Origin of the sequence: Actinomadura vinacea (genome assembly GCF_039532545.1) — a bacterium.
In the GTDB taxonomy this organism is placed as follows: Bacteria; Actinomycetota; Actinomycetes; order Streptosporangiales; family Streptosporangiaceae; genus Spirillospora; species Spirillospora vinacea.
This window is the reverse complement of sequence record NZ_BAAARW010000012.1, coordinates 859,231-874,769: the sequence shown is the minus strand read 5'-3', so window position 1 is coordinate 874,769 and position 15,539 is coordinate 859,231. Positions and strand designations below refer to the sequence as shown.

At 70.8% G+C, this 15,539-nt stretch carries 14 protein-coding genes; 7 read left to right on the top strand and 7 right to left on the bottom strand.

Going from position 1 to position 15,539, the window contains the following annotated elements:
• On the bottom strand, positions 1-666 hold the full coding sequence (locus ABD340_RS19320; RefSeq protein ID WP_344590372.1) for a GntR family transcriptional regulator: 666 nt from the start codon (positions 664-666) through the stop codon (positions 1-3).
• A 50-nt stretch (positions 667-716) separates the two neighbouring features.
• Between ABD340_RS19320 and ABD340_RS19315 the strand changes: the two genes are divergently transcribed.
• Positions 717-1,277, top strand: a complete 561-nt coding sequence (locus ABD340_RS19315) for a hypothetical protein (RefSeq protein ID WP_344590371.1) — start codon at positions 717-719, stop codon at positions 1,275-1,277.
• 26 nt (positions 1,278-1,303) lie between these two features.
• On the opposite strand, the gene ABD340_RS19310 is transcribed toward ABD340_RS19315, so the two are convergent.
• The gene (locus ABD340_RS19310; protein ID WP_344590370.1) at positions 1,304-2,032 is read right to left on the bottom strand and encodes a L,D-transpeptidase family protein; all 729 of its coding nucleotides are present in this window, start codon (positions 2,030-2,032) and stop codon (positions 1,304-1,306) included.
• Positions 2,033-2,158: 126 nt separating this feature from the next.
• Here ABD340_RS19310 and ABD340_RS19305 point away from each other — a divergent pair, with 126 nt between their 5' ends.
• Positions 2,159-4,837, top strand: coding sequence for a hypothetical protein (locus ABD340_RS19305; RefSeq protein WP_344590369.1), 2,679 nt, complete (start codon positions 2,159-2,161; stop codon positions 4,835-4,837).
• A 94-nt stretch (positions 4,838-4,931) separates the two neighbouring features.
• On the opposite strand, the gene ABD340_RS19300 is transcribed toward ABD340_RS19305, so the two are convergent.
• The 4 genes from ABD340_RS19300 to ABD340_RS19285 are packed head-to-tail and all read right to left on the bottom strand — an operon-like array spanning position 4,932 to position 7,480.
• Positions 4,932-6,053 (bottom strand): zinc-binding dehydrogenase, encoded by a 1,122-nt coding sequence (locus ABD340_RS19300; protein ID WP_344590367.1) that lies wholly within the window; start codon positions 6,051-6,053, stop codon positions 4,932-4,934.
• Positions 6,050-7,150, bottom strand: a complete 1,101-nt coding sequence (gene tcuA / locus ABD340_RS19295) for an FAD-dependent tricarballylate dehydrogenase TcuA (RefSeq protein WP_344590366.1) — start codon at positions 7,148-7,150, stop codon at positions 6,050-6,052. The genes ABD340_RS19300 and tcuA overlap by 4 nt, the downstream gene beginning before the upstream one ends.
• Positions 7,096-7,293, bottom strand: coding sequence for an aldehyde dehydrogenase family protein (locus ABD340_RS19290; protein ID WP_344590365.1), 198 nt, complete (start codon positions 7,291-7,293; stop codon positions 7,096-7,098). The genes tcuA and ABD340_RS19290 overlap by 55 nt, the downstream gene beginning before the upstream one ends.
• A 19-nt stretch (positions 7,294-7,312) precedes the next feature.
• Positions 7,313-7,480, bottom strand: a complete 168-nt coding sequence (locus tag ABD340_RS19285) for an aldehyde dehydrogenase family protein (protein WP_344590364.1) — start codon at positions 7,478-7,480, stop codon at positions 7,313-7,315.
• On the opposite strand from ABD340_RS19285, the gene ABD340_RS19280 reads away from it, so the two are divergent.
• Both ABD340_RS19280 and ABD340_RS19275 read left to right on the top strand, forming a co-directional pair.
• Positions 7,473-9,113: an AMP-binding protein gene (locus ABD340_RS19280; RefSeq protein ID WP_344590363.1), complete on the top strand. Its 1,641-nt coding sequence runs from the start codon at positions 7,473-7,475 to the stop codon at positions 9,111-9,113. The genes ABD340_RS19285 and ABD340_RS19280 overlap by 8 nt on opposite strands.
• On the top strand, positions 9,110-9,919 hold the full coding sequence (locus ABD340_RS19275; protein WP_344590362.1) for a citryl-CoA lyase: 810 nt from the start codon (positions 9,110-9,112) through the stop codon (positions 9,917-9,919). The genes ABD340_RS19280 and ABD340_RS19275 overlap by 4 nt, the downstream gene beginning before the upstream one ends.
• Positions 9,920-9,981: 62 nt before the next feature.
• Here the strand turns inward: ABD340_RS19275 and ABD340_RS19270 are convergent, their stop codons facing one another.
• Complete coding sequence (locus ABD340_RS19270; protein ID WP_344590361.1) at positions 9,982-10,881, bottom strand: helix-turn-helix domain-containing protein; 900 nt, start codon at positions 10,879-10,881, stop codon at positions 9,982-9,984.
• Between the two features lie 159 nt (positions 10,882-11,040).
• On the opposite strand from ABD340_RS19270, the gene ABD340_RS19265 reads away from it, so the two are divergent.
• From ABD340_RS19265 to ABD340_RS19255, 3 genes are read left to right on the top strand one after another with little or no spacing between them, the layout of a single operon-like run.
• Positions 11,041-11,931, top strand: coding sequence for a carbohydrate ABC transporter permease (locus tag ABD340_RS19265; RefSeq protein ID WP_344590360.1), 891 nt, complete (start codon positions 11,041-11,043; stop codon positions 11,929-11,931).
• The gene (locus tag ABD340_RS19260; protein ID WP_344590359.1) at positions 11,928-12,749 is read left to right on the top strand and encodes a carbohydrate ABC transporter permease; all 822 of its coding nucleotides are present in this window, start codon (positions 11,928-11,930) and stop codon (positions 12,747-12,749) included. Before ABD340_RS19265 ends, ABD340_RS19260 begins: the two co-directional genes overlap by 4 nt.
• Positions 12,746-15,523: an alpha-L-rhamnosidase gene (locus ABD340_RS19255; RefSeq protein ID WP_344590358.1), complete on the top strand. Its 2,778-nt coding sequence runs from the start codon at positions 12,746-12,748 to the stop codon at positions 15,521-15,523. Before ABD340_RS19260 ends, ABD340_RS19255 begins: the two co-directional genes overlap by 4 nt.
• Positions 15,524-15,539: the final 16 nt, after the last annotated feature.

Below are 15,539 nucleotides of genomic sequence, written 5' to 3'. Positions count from 1 at the left end.
CTACGCGTCTTCGCCCTGGCCGGCGTGGTAGGCCTCGCGGGTCCGCTCGGTGTGGCGGCGGGCGATCGCGGCGGCGCGCGGCCCGTCGTGCGCCTCGATCGCCTCGATGAGCTCGGCGTGCTCGGCCCACGACTCGGCACCGCGGGCCTGCACGACCCGCCGGTAGTACCAGCGGACCCGCCGGTCGACCACGCCGATGAGATCGGCGAGGACCATGTTGTCCGACAGGGCGCGCACCTGCGCGTGGAACTCGGCGTTGGCGGCGACGATCGGCTCGGGATCGCCCGCCTCCAGCGCCTCGACGCCGCGCTGCCAGATGGCGCGCAGCGCCGCCGCGTCCTGCGGGGACGCGGCGGCCGCGGCCAGCCGCGCCGCCTCGCTCTCCAGCAGCCCCCGCACGTCGAGCAGCTGGTCGACCTCCCGCTCGGTGGGCGTGTGCACGAAGGCGCCCTGGCCGGGACGCAGGTCGACCCAGCCTTCGGCCTGCAACCGGTGGAACGCCTCGCGGATCGGCTGCCGGCTCACACCGAGCTGGCGGGCCAGCTCGGCCTCGACCATGCGCTGCCCGGGCTGCAGAACGCCGTTGACGATGAGTTCGACGAGCGCGTCGTACACGGTCTGCCGCAACGGCACCGGGCGCTCGACGGGACGGATCACTTCGGTCATAGCAGTTCTCAGTATACGGGCGACGGTATGCATTCTGGGAGAAGAGAGCGATGTCACAGTCACCGCTGCTGGAACACGGCCGCCACCGCCTGCCGGGCGACCGGGCGTGCGTGATGGAACTGGTCTCGGTCCTCAACGGCGAGCCGTGGAGCGACCATCCGCGCTGCGTGCATCCCGTGCTCGCCGCGGTGGCCCGCACCGTCAACGACCTGGTCGGGCCCTCCGCGAGCGAGCGGCTCGCGGCCCTGGCGCCCGAGATGATCGGCACGGCGCAGGCCGGGCGCGACGCTGGCGCGCGGTTGGTCGCGCGCTGCGCCGAGCAGGCGCTGCGCCGCCCGCCGCGCGACGGGCGGCTGCGGTACACGCTCGAATGGGATCTCCGCACCGCCCGCCGCCGCCTCCGCAACCTCGGCGACCTGGACCCCGCGCGGCGGTGGACGGCACTGCTGGAACGCCTCCGCGACCACGACGCGGCCCTGCAGGTCGTGGTCGCGATACGGGCGGCCGCACCCCGCACCACCGACGACGAATTACTCGCCCTGCTGCGGGACTGCATCACCGACGTGAGGCAGACCCGCACACAGGGCGACCGCTCGCGCATTTTGTTATGACTTCTGGTTTGGGAAGGAATTCGTGATCAGCCGAACAGGACTTGACGCGGTCCCATGATGATCCGGTCATAAGGGCGCAAGGTTCTCATGACCGTCTCCAGTTCCGATCGGCCCATGGAAACGCAGCCCGCGGTCTGAGCCGAGCCGATGTGCATGAAGATCGCCGAGCCGTCGCCCTGGACGATCGGCGAGTCCGGCGGCCGGTTGTAGTTGACCACGACGGCCTGCTTGTACGGGCCGCTGAGCATGTATCCCGAGAGGTTCTCGTCGGCGGGCAGGCAGGTGCCCGGGTAGTACCGGTTGTAGCGCGCGTCGCCGATCGTCGAGCCCCAGCAGTCGCCGCTCTCGCGCAGCGTACGGTAGGGCAGCGCGGTGCCGGGGTCCCCCTCGCCGAACGCCTCGGTCAGCGTGAACGAACCGGTCGGCGACTTGCCGTCGCCCTCCCGCTTGGTGCCCGGTTCGGCGAAGCCGCTCCTGCCCACGTGCCCGTCCGTGGCGAGCGTCTGCTTCCAGCGGCCGCCCTTCTTCGCGCACTCGACGATATCGACCTCGGTCGTCCCATAGTCGGCCGCCACGGCGAAGACCACATGCTTCGCCCGGCCGGCCGAATATTTCGACTGCCCCTGGCTGAGCGCCTCGCAGGGGTTCTTCTCCTCCGCGGCCGCCGGCTGAGTTGAGATGGCCGCGGTAATGAGCGTCCCGGCGGACAGGACCGAAAAGGCCATCCGCAGACAGGTACGGGCTCGAATGGACATTCGACCACACCTTTCCGTTCGTCGAAAAGTCACCCCCGCGGGCGGCACGCTAGCAGGAAATGATCTTGCGGACCGGGGAACGGGCGGACTCCCGCGCACCCGGCCGGGAACCGTAAGATCCTTTTCGTGAGCGCTTCCCCCCACGCCCCGGAACTGGCCGTTCTGGCCGCCGGTGCCGGAACCGACCATCCGCGTAAGCTCAAGTCGGCCTTGGCCAAACTGGCAGGGCCGCTGTCCGCGGCGGACCGGATTTCCTTCTTCGAGGACGCGTGCCGCGCGTTCGTGGCCGTGGGCGCGTCGGAGCCGGCGGCAGAACTCGCGACGTGGTCGTTCACCCAGGCCCGCAAGGCCGACGCGAGCCCCTGCGACGTCGAGCGGCTGCACGCGACGCTCCTCGAGTTCGTCCCGGCGGGAGCGGTCGCTCCGACCGCCCTGCGCGACTACGCCAAGACGCTCAGCGGCCACTTTCCGCCGGACGAGGCGCACGCCCGGTTCCGCGCGGTGATCTGTGCGGGCTTCGACGCCGGGCTGATCCCGTACGCGGGGCTCTTCCCGGGCCTGCGGAGGCTGGCCGCCGCGGCCGGGATCGCCAAGCACGACGAGGAGGAGTTCCTCGCCGGGCGGCTGCTGCGCGACGGGCTGCTGCCCGGCGCCGCCCAGACGATCTGGGCCGCCGCGAGGAAGGCCCTGGCGACGGTGGCCGGACGCGACGAAGACCTGATGGACCTGCTGATCGCGTCCGAACCCGACCCGGGCGGCGACGAGAAGATCCGGCAGATGTGGCTGGCGACGCTGGCCGACGCGGGGGCGGGTGCCCGGCTGACGGCGGACTGGTTCGCCACCACCGGCCGCCGCTGCGCCGCCGACACACTGTCGACTCTCGTCGATCAGGCCGGGAAGCGCCTCTTTCCGGAGGACGCCGAGCCGGGCGGCGACATCGATCCCGACACCGATCCGGCGGCCATCCCGCCCAGACACGCGCGCTGGGACGACGTGCCCGACACCGAGATGAGGACACTGCTCAAAGCCGACGTCCGGTCGGGCCACCTGTACCGCTTCCACCGGGCGATGTCATGGCTGGCGGACGCGGGGTATCAGTTCCTGCGGCGCAATCCCGGATTCGCACGCGAACTGGAGTTCTGCGACCCGGTGGAGGCGCTGCTGACGGAGCTGCGCGCCGGCATCCCGGAGGAGTTCGGGATCCCTGTCTCCTTCCCGGGCCATGCCGCACGGTCCGTCGTCCAGCATCGCGAGTACCTGACCGTGCGGACCCGCCGGGAGGTCGAGGTCGACGACGGCAGCGGGCCCCCGTGGACGGTGCATCTCGGCCGTTTCCCAGCGGAGCTGATGCCCTGGTACGACGGCAAGGCCATGCGCGTGTCGCGGGTGCGGCCCGGCGGCCGCTGGCAGACGTTCCGGGCGGAGGGCCCGGTCGACGAGGAACTCGCGCTGACGTTCGAGTCGGACGCCTGCACGGCGCGTCCGGAGGCGCCCGGGACCGGTGAGGTCACCTTTCCGGGGGCCGCCTCGCCGAGCCGGGTCCGGCTCCACCAGGGCCAGATCACCGTCATCGCGCCCGACGGCTCGCAGAGCGCGTGGCTGGACTATTCCCCGATGCGCCCGTCCGTGCCCCCGCCCGCCGCGTGGGGCAGGCGGAGCCCGGTGGACCCGGCCGGTTCGGCAGCGCTGCGCACGCTGGACCGGGAAACGGCCGAGCGCATCGTGGCGGCCGCCCTGCCCGCCTCCCGCTCGGTGCCAAGGGAGGAACTCGTCCGCCTGCTGCCCGAGATCACCGAACCTTCGCTGATCGCCGCGGTGACCCAGCGGACGCACCTCACGGCGCAATGCCTGCTGCACGAGCATTGGCTACGGATGAAGGACGGGGTGGCGCCTCGCCCGCCGTTCTCCCCGATTCTGGAATTCCATCCCGAGCTGCCCGTGATGGGCCTGCGAGACCTGGTGTCGTTGCGGCTGTTCGAAAAGCACGCCCTGGCGGCGGCCGAGGGGCCCGCGGAGCCCCAACTGTTGCACACGGTCGAGCAACCACACGTGGCCGACCGTCTCATCGAGGACTTCGGCGGGCTGGCGCGCCACGTGATACCCGTCCTATGGCCTTGGCAGCGGCCCTATGCCGCGTGGAGCCTGGACAAGCTGAATATCTGGGCCAACACCGGATGGGGCGACGGAAGCGGACGCTACCGGCTGCTCTGGTTCAAGCAGCCCGGCCCGCCGTCAACGCTGAAATTCCAGGTATGGCGCACGCGGAACGGGAGGCTGCTGTCGTTCAGCGGGTGGCACCGTCGAGGGTTCGCGGCGGTCGAGTACTCCCCGGACGGACGATTCGTCCCGATCCGGCTCCCGGAACGCGCCCTCGTCGGCGCCCCCGTGCCGCAAGGCTGGCTCTCCCAAGAGCGGCTGCTGCGACTGGAGCGCCTGCTGGCCGAGAACGGCCCGCCCCTGGTACGCGCCGAGACCGCGCGGGAACTGGCCGCACAGACCGGCCTCACGACGTCGAAGGCGGTGGATCTGCTGTACGGGGACGAGGACGGCAACCTCCGCCCTCGAACCCTGCCGTCGGGGAAGGACCTGGAGCTTCCCCCCGAGATCGCCGACCTGCTCGAAGCCGCGAAGGGTGAGAAGCTGCACCGCAATCACCGGTCCGCGTTCCGCCGTGACACCGGCCGCCTGGGGCTTTTCCGGGAACGGCTGATGCCCGACGACCCGGCCGACCTGTGGACCACCGGCTTCGACGTCGCCGGCGCCGCCGCCTGGTGGCGCGAGGAATGCGAGCGCGAGGGCTGGTGAGCGAACTACGCGCCATCGCGACGACCGGGCTTCCCTCGAGGGTGGTCAATGGGGGAGAAAATCTGAGGGCGGGGGAGTCCCTCTGACCGGTATGTCAGTACTCGATGAGCGCGCGCCCGACGACCCGGCCGTGAGCGACGTCGGCGTAGGCGCGTGCCGCCTCGGTAAAGGGGTATCGGGCCGAAATGAGCTGGGCGGGCTGGAACGCGCCGGCGCGCACGGCGTCGAGCAGCCGCGGCATGTCCTCTCGCGGCAGGCCGGCGTAAGACCCGGTCAGCGTCACCTTGCGGCGGACGAACACGGTGAGGTCGGGGATGGTCCCTGGGCCGGACGTGCCGCCGAGTCCGGTCACCACCACCCGGCCGCCGACGCCGACGAGTTGCAGTGCCTGCTTCAGCGTGCTCGGGGTACCGATGGTGTCGAAGACGACGTCGGGCTCCTTGCCGAGGGTGGCGCGGGCCAGGTCGGCGAGCCGGGCTTCGGCGCCGTCGAGCGCTGCCGCCGCGCCGAAGCCGACCGCGGTCCGCCGTGCGTCGGGGCGTAGATCGGTGGCGACCGTGTCGACCGCTCCCGCGTGCCGGGCGAGCGCGACGATGCACAGTCCGACCCCGCCCGCGCCGATCACGACGACCCGGTCACCGCCGGTCAGGCGCGCGGCCCGGTGCACGGCGCCGTAGGCGGTCAGTCCGGCGCAGCCGAGCACCGCGGCGTCGGCCAGTGGCCCCGGCCAGTCCGAGGGCAGCGGGAACACCGCGGTCGCGGGCAGCAGGACGTGCCGGACGAGACCGCCCATACCGGAGGCGCGCAGGCCGGTGCCGTCGGGCAGCCGGTAACGGCAGGAGCCGTCGAACCGCACGCCGTCGCGCTGCATCGCCGATCGGAACGGGGCGCACTCGTCCTCTGCGCCCGAGGCACATGCCGCGCAGCGACCGCAGGGAACGAGGAACGAGCACACGACAGGGTTACCTGGTCGCACGTGCGCAACATTTGGGCCGATCTCGGTGACCGTGCCGGACAGCTCGTGACCGAACACGCAGGGCGGTGCGACGGTGCCGTGGCCCTGCAGCTTGTGCACGTCGCTGTGACACGCTCCGCAGGCCGCGACCTCCAGGAGGACCTCGCCCTCCTGCGGTGCGGCGACCTCGACGGGGCGCAGCCGGAGCCCGGTTTCGACGCCCTCGAAGACCGCCGCGACGCTGGACCGCCGGCCGGTCATCGAAGGCCCCCGTCCGTGGCGGCGGACCGAGCGGCGCCCGCACCGGCGATCCGGCCGAAGACGGCGCCGGACATGAGCCCGGTCCCACCCGGGTAGTTGCCGGAGAAGAGCCCGCCCACCAGTTCCCCCGCCGCGTACAGGCCGTCGATCGGCCGGGCCTGGCCGTCCAGCACCCGGGCGCCGGTGTCGATGTGCAGGCCGCCGAATGTGAAGGTGATTCCGCAGCTCACCGCGTAGCCGTGGAACGGGGGAGTGTCCAGGGCCAGCGCCCAGTTCGACTTCGGCGGTTCGACGTTCGCCCGCCGCCGGTCCTTGACCGCGGGGTCGAAAGGCTTGTCCACGATCGCGGCGTTGAACTCCTCGACCGTTCGGCGCAGCCCCTTCGGGTCGATGCCCAACAGCAGCGCGAGATCTTCGATGGTGTCGGCGGTGGCGCTGGTGATCGGTTCGCTGTCGTACTCCTCGGTGCGGAGCATGGCGCGGGTCTTCGCGTCGAACAGCTGCCAGGCGACGCCGCCGGGCCGGAGCAGGATCTCCCGGCCGTACTTGGCGTAGGTGTAGTTGCGGTAGTCCGCGCCCTCGTCCACGAAGCGGCGGCCGTCGCGGTCCACCACTATGCCCAGGGGGTAGCTCTGCCGCGTGTACTGGTTGGTCAGTTCCCGGTCGCCGCCTCCGGCAGGAGCGCCGGCGTCCCAGGCCACGCTGTGGCAGGTGCCGTAGTCGCCGTGGGGGGCGGCGCCGAGAGAGAGCGCGAGTTCGAGGATCTCGCCGTCGTTGGTGGGAGTGCCGCGCACTATCGCCGCCGCCCATTCTTGGCCGAGGTGGTGCGCCCTCAATCGCGGACTGGCCTCGAACCCCCCTGCGGCGAGGACGACCGCGCCGGCCCGGACGGTGTGCTCGCCGGTCGCGTCGGTGAACGTCACCGCGTCCGTCGCACCGCCGGAGTCACGGTGCAGCGCGGTCACCCTGGCGCCGTACCGGACCTCCACGCCCGACGCGGCCGCCGCCTCGGTGTGCTGGGCCATCAGACCCTTGCCGCCGGTCAGTTGGCGAACGGATCTTCTGGGGCGTCCTGGCTGTAGTCCACGACGACGCATTTGACCTCTACGTACTCGCTCAGCACCGCCATGCCGTTCTCCCGTCCGATGCCGCTCTGCTTGTAGCCGCCGTAGGGCAGCGTCCAGTGCACCGGGCGGAAGGTGTTGACCGAGACGAGTCCCGCCTGCAACCGCTCGCTCATCCGGTGGGCACGCCCGACGTCACTGGTCCAGAGCCCCGAAGGTGACCCGCTTCAGCCCGTCGGCTGCGTTGCGCATGATCTGCTGCGCGGTGCCGTAGCTCCCGGTGAACGAGACCTTGTCCACGCCGGGATGGCTCACCAGGGCCTGCCCCGCGCCGGCACCCCGGCCAGGGACGATGTTGACCACGCCCGGAGGCAGCTTCCACGACCAGGCGCGCGAAGGCCAGCGCGGACACCGAAGTCTGCCGCCCGACCGGAACGCCATCGTCGACGAGACGGGCTACGGCCGTGGCACCGCGCTCACCTACTCGCAGTTGGACGCCGGAAGCCGCGACCTTTCGGCCGGCCTGCACTCGCTGGGGCTGCGACGCGGTGACGCCATCGCGCTCCTGCTGCCCAACTGCACCGAATGGGTCCTCACGTTCCTCGCCGCCGCCCGGCTCGGCCTGCTCGTCGTGCCGCTCAACACGCGCTACCGCTCCGCGGAACTGCTGCACCTGCTGCGGGTGAGCTCGGCCAAGGCACTGGTGGTGGCGCCGACCTTCGAGTCGGTCGACCTGGCCGCCCGCCTCACCGACGTGTGGGCCCAACGGAGCGACCTGGATCTACGCTGGCTGGTCCCGGTGCATGCCGAGACCGTCCCGGGCGCCCCCTCCGGACTAACGACGGTGCCGCTGGACGAACTGCGCAGCCCGACCCGCGCTGAGCCCGAGCCCGGCGGACAGCCGACGGACCCTGTCATCGTGTTCGGAACCTCCGGCACCACCTCCGCACCGAAGCTGGCCGTGCACACCCAGGAGACCGTCGCTCGGCACATTCCCGGAGTCGCCTCGACCCTCCCCCTCACCGAACAGGACGTCGCACTCTCGGTACTGCCGCTCAACGGGACCTTCGGCTTCGTCCCGTTCACCGCCGGGCTGTCGGCGGGCACCACGCAGATCCTGCTGCCCGTCCACGATTCCGACCGTGCGATCCAGGCGATCCTCCGGCACGACGTCACGTTCATGGCCTGCGCCGAGGGTCCGCTGCGCGAGCTGCTGGCCGACCCGCGCATCGCGAACGGGCAGGCCCGCGAGCTGCGCCGCGTCGTCACCGCGGGAGTGGCGATCGAAGACATCGTCGCCGCCGCCGACGAGATCGACATCCGCGCCGCCAATGTGTACGGCTCGTCCGAACTCTTCGCCTTCGCCGCGACCTGGGACTTCGACTCGCCCGCTCACCAGCGGGCGGTCGCCGGCGGCCGCCTCGTCCTCCCGCGGTCACACGTCCGTGCGGCCGACACCGAAACCGGGCACCCCCTCCCCGACGGTGCCGTGGGCGAGCTTCAGTTCCGCGGACCGACCCTGTTCACCGGCTACCTCGCCAACCCGGACGCGACCGAGCGAGCCCTCACTCCCGACGGCTGGTACCGGTCCGGCGACCGCGGACGTACCCTGCCCGGCCGGGCGTTCGAGTACCACTCGCGCCTGGGCGACGCCATGCGGCTCAAGGGGTACCTGGTGAACCCGGCCGACGTCGAATCCTGTCTGGCAGGCCATCCCGCCGTCGAGCTCGCCCAGCTCGTCGGCGTACGCGACCCGCACACCGGCGATGACCAGCCGGTCGCCTTCGTCCGGTTGCGCCCCGGTGCGACGGCGGAGCCGGAGGACCTGCTCGAGCACTGTCGCCGTTCCCTGGCCAGTTTCAAAGTGCCCTCGCACATCGAGGTGCTGGCCGCGTTCCCCACCACGCCCAGCGCCAACGGCGACAAGATCCGCAAGGACCGGTTGCGCGAGATGGCCGCCGCACTCCTCCCCCCACACCACCAGGAGGCCACATGACGCACACCGAGGACCCCGTCCAGTCCGACATCGCGTGGGCCACCCCGGAGCAGGTCGTCGTGCATGGCATCGACCTGGTCACCGACGTGCTCGGGCATGTCGGACTCGGCGATTTCGCCTTCCTCGAACTCTTCGGCCGCCTGCCCGGCACCGACGAGTCGGTGGTCTTCAACGCACTGGTCGTCGCGCTCGTCGAGCATGGCCTCACCCCGAGCGCGCTGGTCACCCGCCTCACCCACCTCGGCGCACCCGAATCGCTGCAGGGAGCCGTCGCGGCCGGACTGCTCGGCCTCGGCGACACCTTCGTCGGCACGATGGAGGGCGCCGCCCGTTACTGCGCCGAAGCCGCGAACGACCCCGTCTGGCAGTCCGACGACGAGGCACTGGCCGCCGTGGCCGACCGCATCGTCACCTCCTTCCTCGACCAGCGCCGCGCCGTCCCCGGAATCGGGCATCCCGTTCATAAGCCAGTCGACCCGCGGGCCGAGCGACTGTTCGTCGTCGCACGCGAGCATGGTGTCGACCCTGCGAACGAACGGCTGGTACGCGCCGTCTCGGCCGCCGCCTCCACCCGCACCGGCAAGGAACTTCCGGTCAACGTCACCGGCGCGATCGGCGCCATCGCCACAGCGATGGGCGTGCCGTCGCACGTGGTCCGCGGGCTCGGCGTCATGGCCCGTGCCATCGGCCTTGTCGGGCACCTCGTCGAGGAAGGTGAACGACCGATCGCCGGGCACATCTGGCGGGAGGCAGAGCAACGCGCCACCCGGCCGTCCACGCCCGGTGCCCAAGCGTTGGGCCCATGAGACGTTGTCGTCCAGGTGGGTGGCGGGCGATGCTGCCTGTTGCGGCGGCGCGTTGCCAATGGTCAGAGCAAGACCGAAGGGCGGGTGAAGCGTCGGCGGTAGGTGGTGGCGGTGAGCCCGTAGTGGGCTTTGAAGCGGCGGGCGAAGTAGTTCTGGTCGGCCCATCCGACGCTCTGGGCTACCTGCGTGATGGGCTGGTCGGTATGCAGGAGGAGAGAGGCCGCCTTTTCGACCCGGTGCTGGGCGAGATAGGTCATCGGTGGCAGCCCTGTGGCCGCCTTGAACAGGCGGATGAGGTAGCGCGGCGTCAGGTGGAGTTCCTCAGCGAGTTCGTCCAGGGTCCATTTGTGAGCGAGCCGTGACTCCAGCAGGTGCATGGCCTCCAGGACGGCCGGGTGGGCGGGCCCCTCTCCGCCGGGCATGTCCGCCCGATCGCTGGCGACGGCCCTGGCGATATGGCTCAGGAACAGCGAGAGCCGTCCGATGATGTCACCGCGGTGCCGGCCCACCGGTTGGTGGCGCAGCTGGGCCAAGCCGTCCAGGTGGACCACGCACTCTTCGAACGCTTGTGGGTCCAAATGCGTGGTGAGCATTCCCCGGCGTTGCATGGAATTGGGGCCGGTCCACAGTAAATAGCCCAGGAGCGGGTCCTCCCGCGTCCAGGACAGTTCGCGCTGTAGCAGGCCGGTGTTGAGGCAGCAGTTGTACAGATCGAGCCCACAACACTCCTCGTACCCGTGCCAGACTCCAGGCCGCAGCAGGATGACGTCTCCGACCTCCAGGTTCCGGCGGCCGGTGAGCGACTTGTGTATTCCCCGGCCGCCGGTCACCACGGCGATCTCGACGAAGCTGTGCGTGTGGACGGGGTGGCCGTCCTCGTGGAAGTGGTGCCCGGCGTAGGCCAGCGACCCGTCGGTGATGTACACCAGCCCCTTGATCTCTTCGACGGGGGGACTGCTCATGACCGCGCCCTTACGTCCGACGGCTGAAGCGAACATTGTGCTACTGCTGGGCCATTTCGGGCTATCCGGACTGGTTGCCGCGGGCGGATCATCCCTGCTTAGACCGCGTGTGGTTCACCTGATTGGCAACACGGCCGTCACGGGTGCGAAGGAGGCCGCATGGCGCGAGGGTCCGCGCGTAAGGAGCGGCGGGCGCCCGCCTGGTTCCTCGTCCCGGCGCTGGTGCTGTACGCCTTCGTGGTGCTGCTTCCCAGCGCCCAGGGCGCGACGTTCGCGTTCACCGACTGGGACGGGCTCAGCCCCACCAGGGGCTTCGCCGGCCTGGCCAATTTCCGCGAGATGCTCGACGACCCGGCGGCCCGGGGAGCGTTGCGGCAGACGCTCATCATCGCGGTGGCGGTGACCGTCGTCCAGAACGCCGTGGGCCTGCTGCTGGCGCTGGGTGTGCACAGCAGGATCAGAAGCCGGAACGTCCTCCGGGTCTTCCTCTTCGCCCCGGCGGTGATGGCGCCGGTCGTCACGGCCGCGCTGTGGAAGTACATGCTGGCCCCGGACGGCGCGTTGAACGGCCTGATCGCCGTGATCGGCCCCGACTCCTGGCAGCGGAACTGGCTGGGGGATCCGGCGCTGGCGCTGTGCAGCGTGATCGGCGTGATCATTTGGCAGTTCGCGGGCTACTCGATGGTGATCTTCCTGGCCGGGCTGCAGGGGATCCCGCGGGAGCTGTACGAGGCGGCCGCGGTGGACGGGGCGACCGGGTGGCGGCGGTTCCGGCACGTGGTGCTGCCGCTGCTGGCGCCGGCGACGACGATCAACCTGATGCTGTCGATCATCGGCGGGCTGAAGCTGTTCGACCAGGTGTGGGTGATGACGGGCGGTGGCCCGGGCACCGCGACCGAGACGCTCTCGACGCTGATCTACAAGAACGCCTTCCAGTTCAACGAGTACGCCTACAGCGTGGCGCTGGCGATCGTGCTGACGATCTTCGTCGCGGTCTTCTCCAGCGGCCAGTACGGGCTGCTGCGTCGCCAGGAGAGGGCGGTCCGGTGAACCGCTACGGCCCGCGCACCCTGGTGCGCGAGATCGTCATGATCGCGGTGGCCGCGGTCGTCGCGTTCCCTCTGTACGTCCTGGTCAACCTGTCGTTGCGGGATCCCCGGGACGGCTCCTCGATCGTGGCCCCGACGACGTCGCCGACGCTGCGCAACTACGCCGACGCCTGGCGGGAGGCGGGGCTGGCGGGTGCGATCGTCAACAGTGCCGTGGTGACGGCGGTGAGCGTGGCGATCATCGTCGTCGTCTCGGCGATGGCGGCCTACCCGCTGGCGCGGGTGACGGCGCGCTGGTCCCGCTGGGCGTTCACGCTGGTGATGCTGGGGTTGCTGCTGCCTTTCCAGCTGGCGCTGCTGCCGCTCTACCAGACCATCCGCGATCTGCGTCTGCTGGGCACGCTGTGGTCGCTGGTGCTGTTCTACAGCGGGCTCCAGGTGCCGTTCGCGACCTTCCTCTACACGGGGTTCCTCCGTGTCGTTCCCCGCGACTACGAGGAGGCCGCGCTCATCGACGGCGCGAGTCCGCTCCAGGTGTTCTGGCGCGTGGTGTTCCCGCTGCTGCGCCCCGTCACCGGCACCGTCGTCATCCTGAACGCCATCTTCGTCTGGAACGACTTCCTCACGCCCTTCCTGTACCTGTCCGGCAGCGACCAGCAGACCATTCCGGTGGCCATCTTCGGATTCATCGGCCAGTTCGTCTCGCAATGGAACCTGGTGTTCGCCGGGTTGGTCATCGCCATGCTCCCGATCCTCGTCGGCTATTTCCTCATGCAACGCCACATCATCAAGGGCTTCGCCGGGGGACTGAAAGGATGACCATCCTCTTGCCGAACGCACAGCCGGCCCCACAGGACGGGCTGACCCTGTACGGGCTCACCTGCGAGATGCTGGAGACACCGCTGGGCCTGGACGCCCCGTCGCCCCGCCTGTCGTGGAAGCTTCGCTCGTCCCGCCGGGGCGACTCCCAGACCTCCTACCGGCTCACCGCGGCGCTCCACCACCGGGACCTGGACGACGCGCAGCGGCTGATCTGGGACACCGGCCGCAGAGAGTCGGCCGACGGAGTCCTCGTTCCCTATGACGGACCGCCGCTGCGGTCCTCCACCCGCTATCACTGGCGGGTCGAGGTGTGGGACGCCGAAGAGGCGGCGGCCGACAGCGCGGAGTCGTGGTTCGAGACCGGCCTGCTGCACCGTGACGAATGGCGTGCCGTGTGGATCGGCCGTGACACCGAGACCGCGGCCGTCATGGACCCGCCCGGCGACGAGGACCGTACCGACCGCACCCGGCACCTGTCTCCCTGCTCCCATCTGCGGCGCTCCTTCGACCTGGGCGGGCGGCGGCCGGTGCGGGCCCGCGTCTACGCCACGGCACGCGGCGTCTATGAGCTGCGCCTGAACGGCCGGCGCGTCGGGGACGCCGAGCTGGCGCCGGGCTGGACCGAATATCACCGGCGCGTGCCGTACCAGGCCTACGACGTGAGCGAACTGCTCGAAGAGGGCGAGAACGTCGTAGGGATCGTCCTGGCCGACGGCTGGTGGAGCGGATTCGTCGGCTTCGACTCCCGCCATCAGGCCCGGCACTACGGCGGGGCGCCGCAGGCGATCGTCCAGATCCTGCTGGACCACGCCGACGGCTCCCGGCGCTGGATCGCCTCCGATGAGAGCTGGCGAGAACGTGCCGGCGCGATCAAGTACGCCGACCTGCTGATGGGGGAATACGTTGACGCCCGCGACGACCTGCCCGGCTGGGACCGTCCCGGCTACGACGACACCGGCTGGAACAAGGCCGCCGTGCTCGACCGGGACACCGGCGTCCTGGAAGCGGCGGCCGACCGGCCGGTGCGGGTGACCCAGGAACTGGCCGCCCGCTCGGTCACCCGCCGCCCCGAGGGGCATTCCGTCGTCGACCTCGGTCAGAACATGGTCGGCCGGGTGCGGCTGACCATCCGGGGCGCCGAACGGGGACGGCGCATCCGGTTGCGGCACGCCGAGATGCTCAGCGACGGCGAGTTGTACCTGGCCAACCTGCGGACCGCCGAGGCCACCGATGTCCACATCGCCTCCGGTGACCCGGTCGAGGTGTTCGAGCCGCGTTTCACCTTCCACGGCTTCCGCTACGTGGAGGTTTCCGGCTACCCCGGCGACCTGCGCAGCGAGGACGTCGTCGGGCGGGTGCTGCACAGCGACACCCCGCTGACCGGCCGGTTCGAATGCTCCGACGAGACCGCCAACCGGCTGCACACCAACATCCTCTGGGGCCAGCGCGGCAACTTCGTCTCCATCCCCACCGACTGCCCGCAACGCGACGAACGGCTCGGCTGGCTCGCCGACGCCCAGGTGTTCCTGCCCACCGCCTGCCGCAACGCCGACGTCGCGGCCTTCTTCGCGCGGTGGATGCGCGATGTGGTCGACGGTCAGGACGCCGACGGCGCGTTTCCCGACGTGGCGCCCAGGCTGTGCATAGAGCGTGAGGGCGCCCCCGCGTGGGGCGACGGCGGCGTCATCATTCCCTGGCACCTGTACCGGACGTACGGCGACCGCCGTGTCCTGGAACGCTCGTACGCCGCCATGACCGCCTGGGTCGACCACGTGCACCGGCACAACCCCGATCTGGTGTGGCGGCACAGGGTCGGCAACCACTACGGCGACTGGCTGCAGGTGGACGCCGAGACCCCACGCGAGGTGCTGGCCACCGCCTACTTCGCCCGCAGCGCGCGGATCGTCGCCCAAGCGGCCCAGGTCCTCGGGGAGGACGCCGACGCCAAACGGTACGGCGCCCTGCACGAGGCCGTACGAGACGCGTTCGTCGACGGCTTCGTCGACACCGGTTCAGGACGTCCCGGGGACGAGGGCCGGATCGCGGGCGGGACCCAGACCGGTTACCTGCTCGCCCTCGCCTTCGAGTTGGTGCCCGAACACCTGGTGCCCGCGGCCGTCGGCCACCTGACCGCCGACATCGAGGCCCGCGGCCGGCACCTGACCACCGGGTTCGTCGGCGTCGCGCTGCTGTGCCCCGTGCTCGCCGCACACGGCCGCGCCGATCTGGCCTACGCGTTGCTGCATCAGGACACCTATCCGTCCTGGGCCTACTCGATCAGGCACGGCGCCACCACGATCTGGGAGCGCTGGGACGGCTGGACCGAAGAGCACGGCTTCCAGTCACCGGCCATGAACTCCTTCAACCACTACAGCCTCGGCTCGGTCGGCGACTGGTTGTACGGCGGCGTCGCCGGCATCGACCAGCATCCCGACTCCGTCGCCTACCGGCACCTGCGGCTGCGCCCGAACGTCGGCGGACGGCTCACCTGGGCCCGCGCCCGCCAGGAGACCCCGCTGGGCACCGCCGCCTGCGGCTGGTCGCTCCATCCCGGTTCCGGGCCACAGGAGCTGCGTGTCGAGGTGACCGTGCCTCCCGGTGCCCGGGCCACCCTGCACATCCCCACAGCCGATCCGAGAAGCGTTCGCGAAGGCCGAGGGGAGCTGCCCGAATCCGGCGGGATCGACATCGTCGACAGCCTTCCCGAGGAGCTCGTCGTGCGCCTGGGATCCGGGACCTACCACTTCAGCGCCGCGGCACCGAGACGTTGACGAGCCGGCCCCGCAT

Excerpts from the sequence above, each read along its gene's own strand:
- ABD340_RS19320 (WP_344590372.1), bottom strand. The coding sequence starts at position 666 with ATGACCGAAGTGATCCGTCCCGTCGAGCGCCCGGTGCCGTTGCGGCAG.
- ABD340_RS19315 (WP_344590371.1), top strand. The coding sequence starts at position 717 with ATGTCACAGTCACCGCTGCTGGAACACGGCCGCCACCGCCTGCCGGGC.
- ABD340_RS19310 (WP_344590370.1), bottom strand. The coding sequence starts at position 2,032 with ATGTCCATTCGAGCCCGTACCTGTCTGCGGATGGCCTTTTCGGTCCTG.
- ABD340_RS19300 (WP_344590367.1), bottom strand. The coding sequence starts at position 6,053 with ATGACCGGCCGGCGGTCCAGCGTCGCGGCGGTCTTCGAGGGCGTCGAA.
- tcuA (WP_344590366.1), bottom strand. The coding sequence starts at position 7,150 with ATGCGTCGTCGTGGACTACAGCCAGGACGCCCCAGAAGATCCGTTCGC.
- ABD340_RS19290 (WP_344590365.1), bottom strand. The coding sequence starts at position 7,293 with ATGAGCGAGCGGTTGCAGGCGGGACTCGTCTCGGTCAACACCTTCCGC.
- ABD340_RS19275 (WP_344590362.1), top strand. The coding sequence starts at position 9,110 with ATGACGCACACCGAGGACCCCGTCCAGTCCGACATCGCGTGGGCCACC.
- ABD340_RS19270 (WP_344590361.1), bottom strand. The coding sequence starts at position 10,881 with ATGAGCAGTCCCCCCGTCGAAGAGATCAAGGGGCTGGTGTACATCACC.
- ABD340_RS19265 (WP_344590360.1), top strand. The coding sequence starts at position 11,041 with ATGGCGCGAGGGTCCGCGCGTAAGGAGCGGCGGGCGCCCGCCTGGTTC.
- ABD340_RS19255 (WP_344590358.1), top strand. The coding sequence starts at position 12,746 with ATGACCATCCTCTTGCCGAACGCACAGCCGGCCCCACAGGACGGGCTG.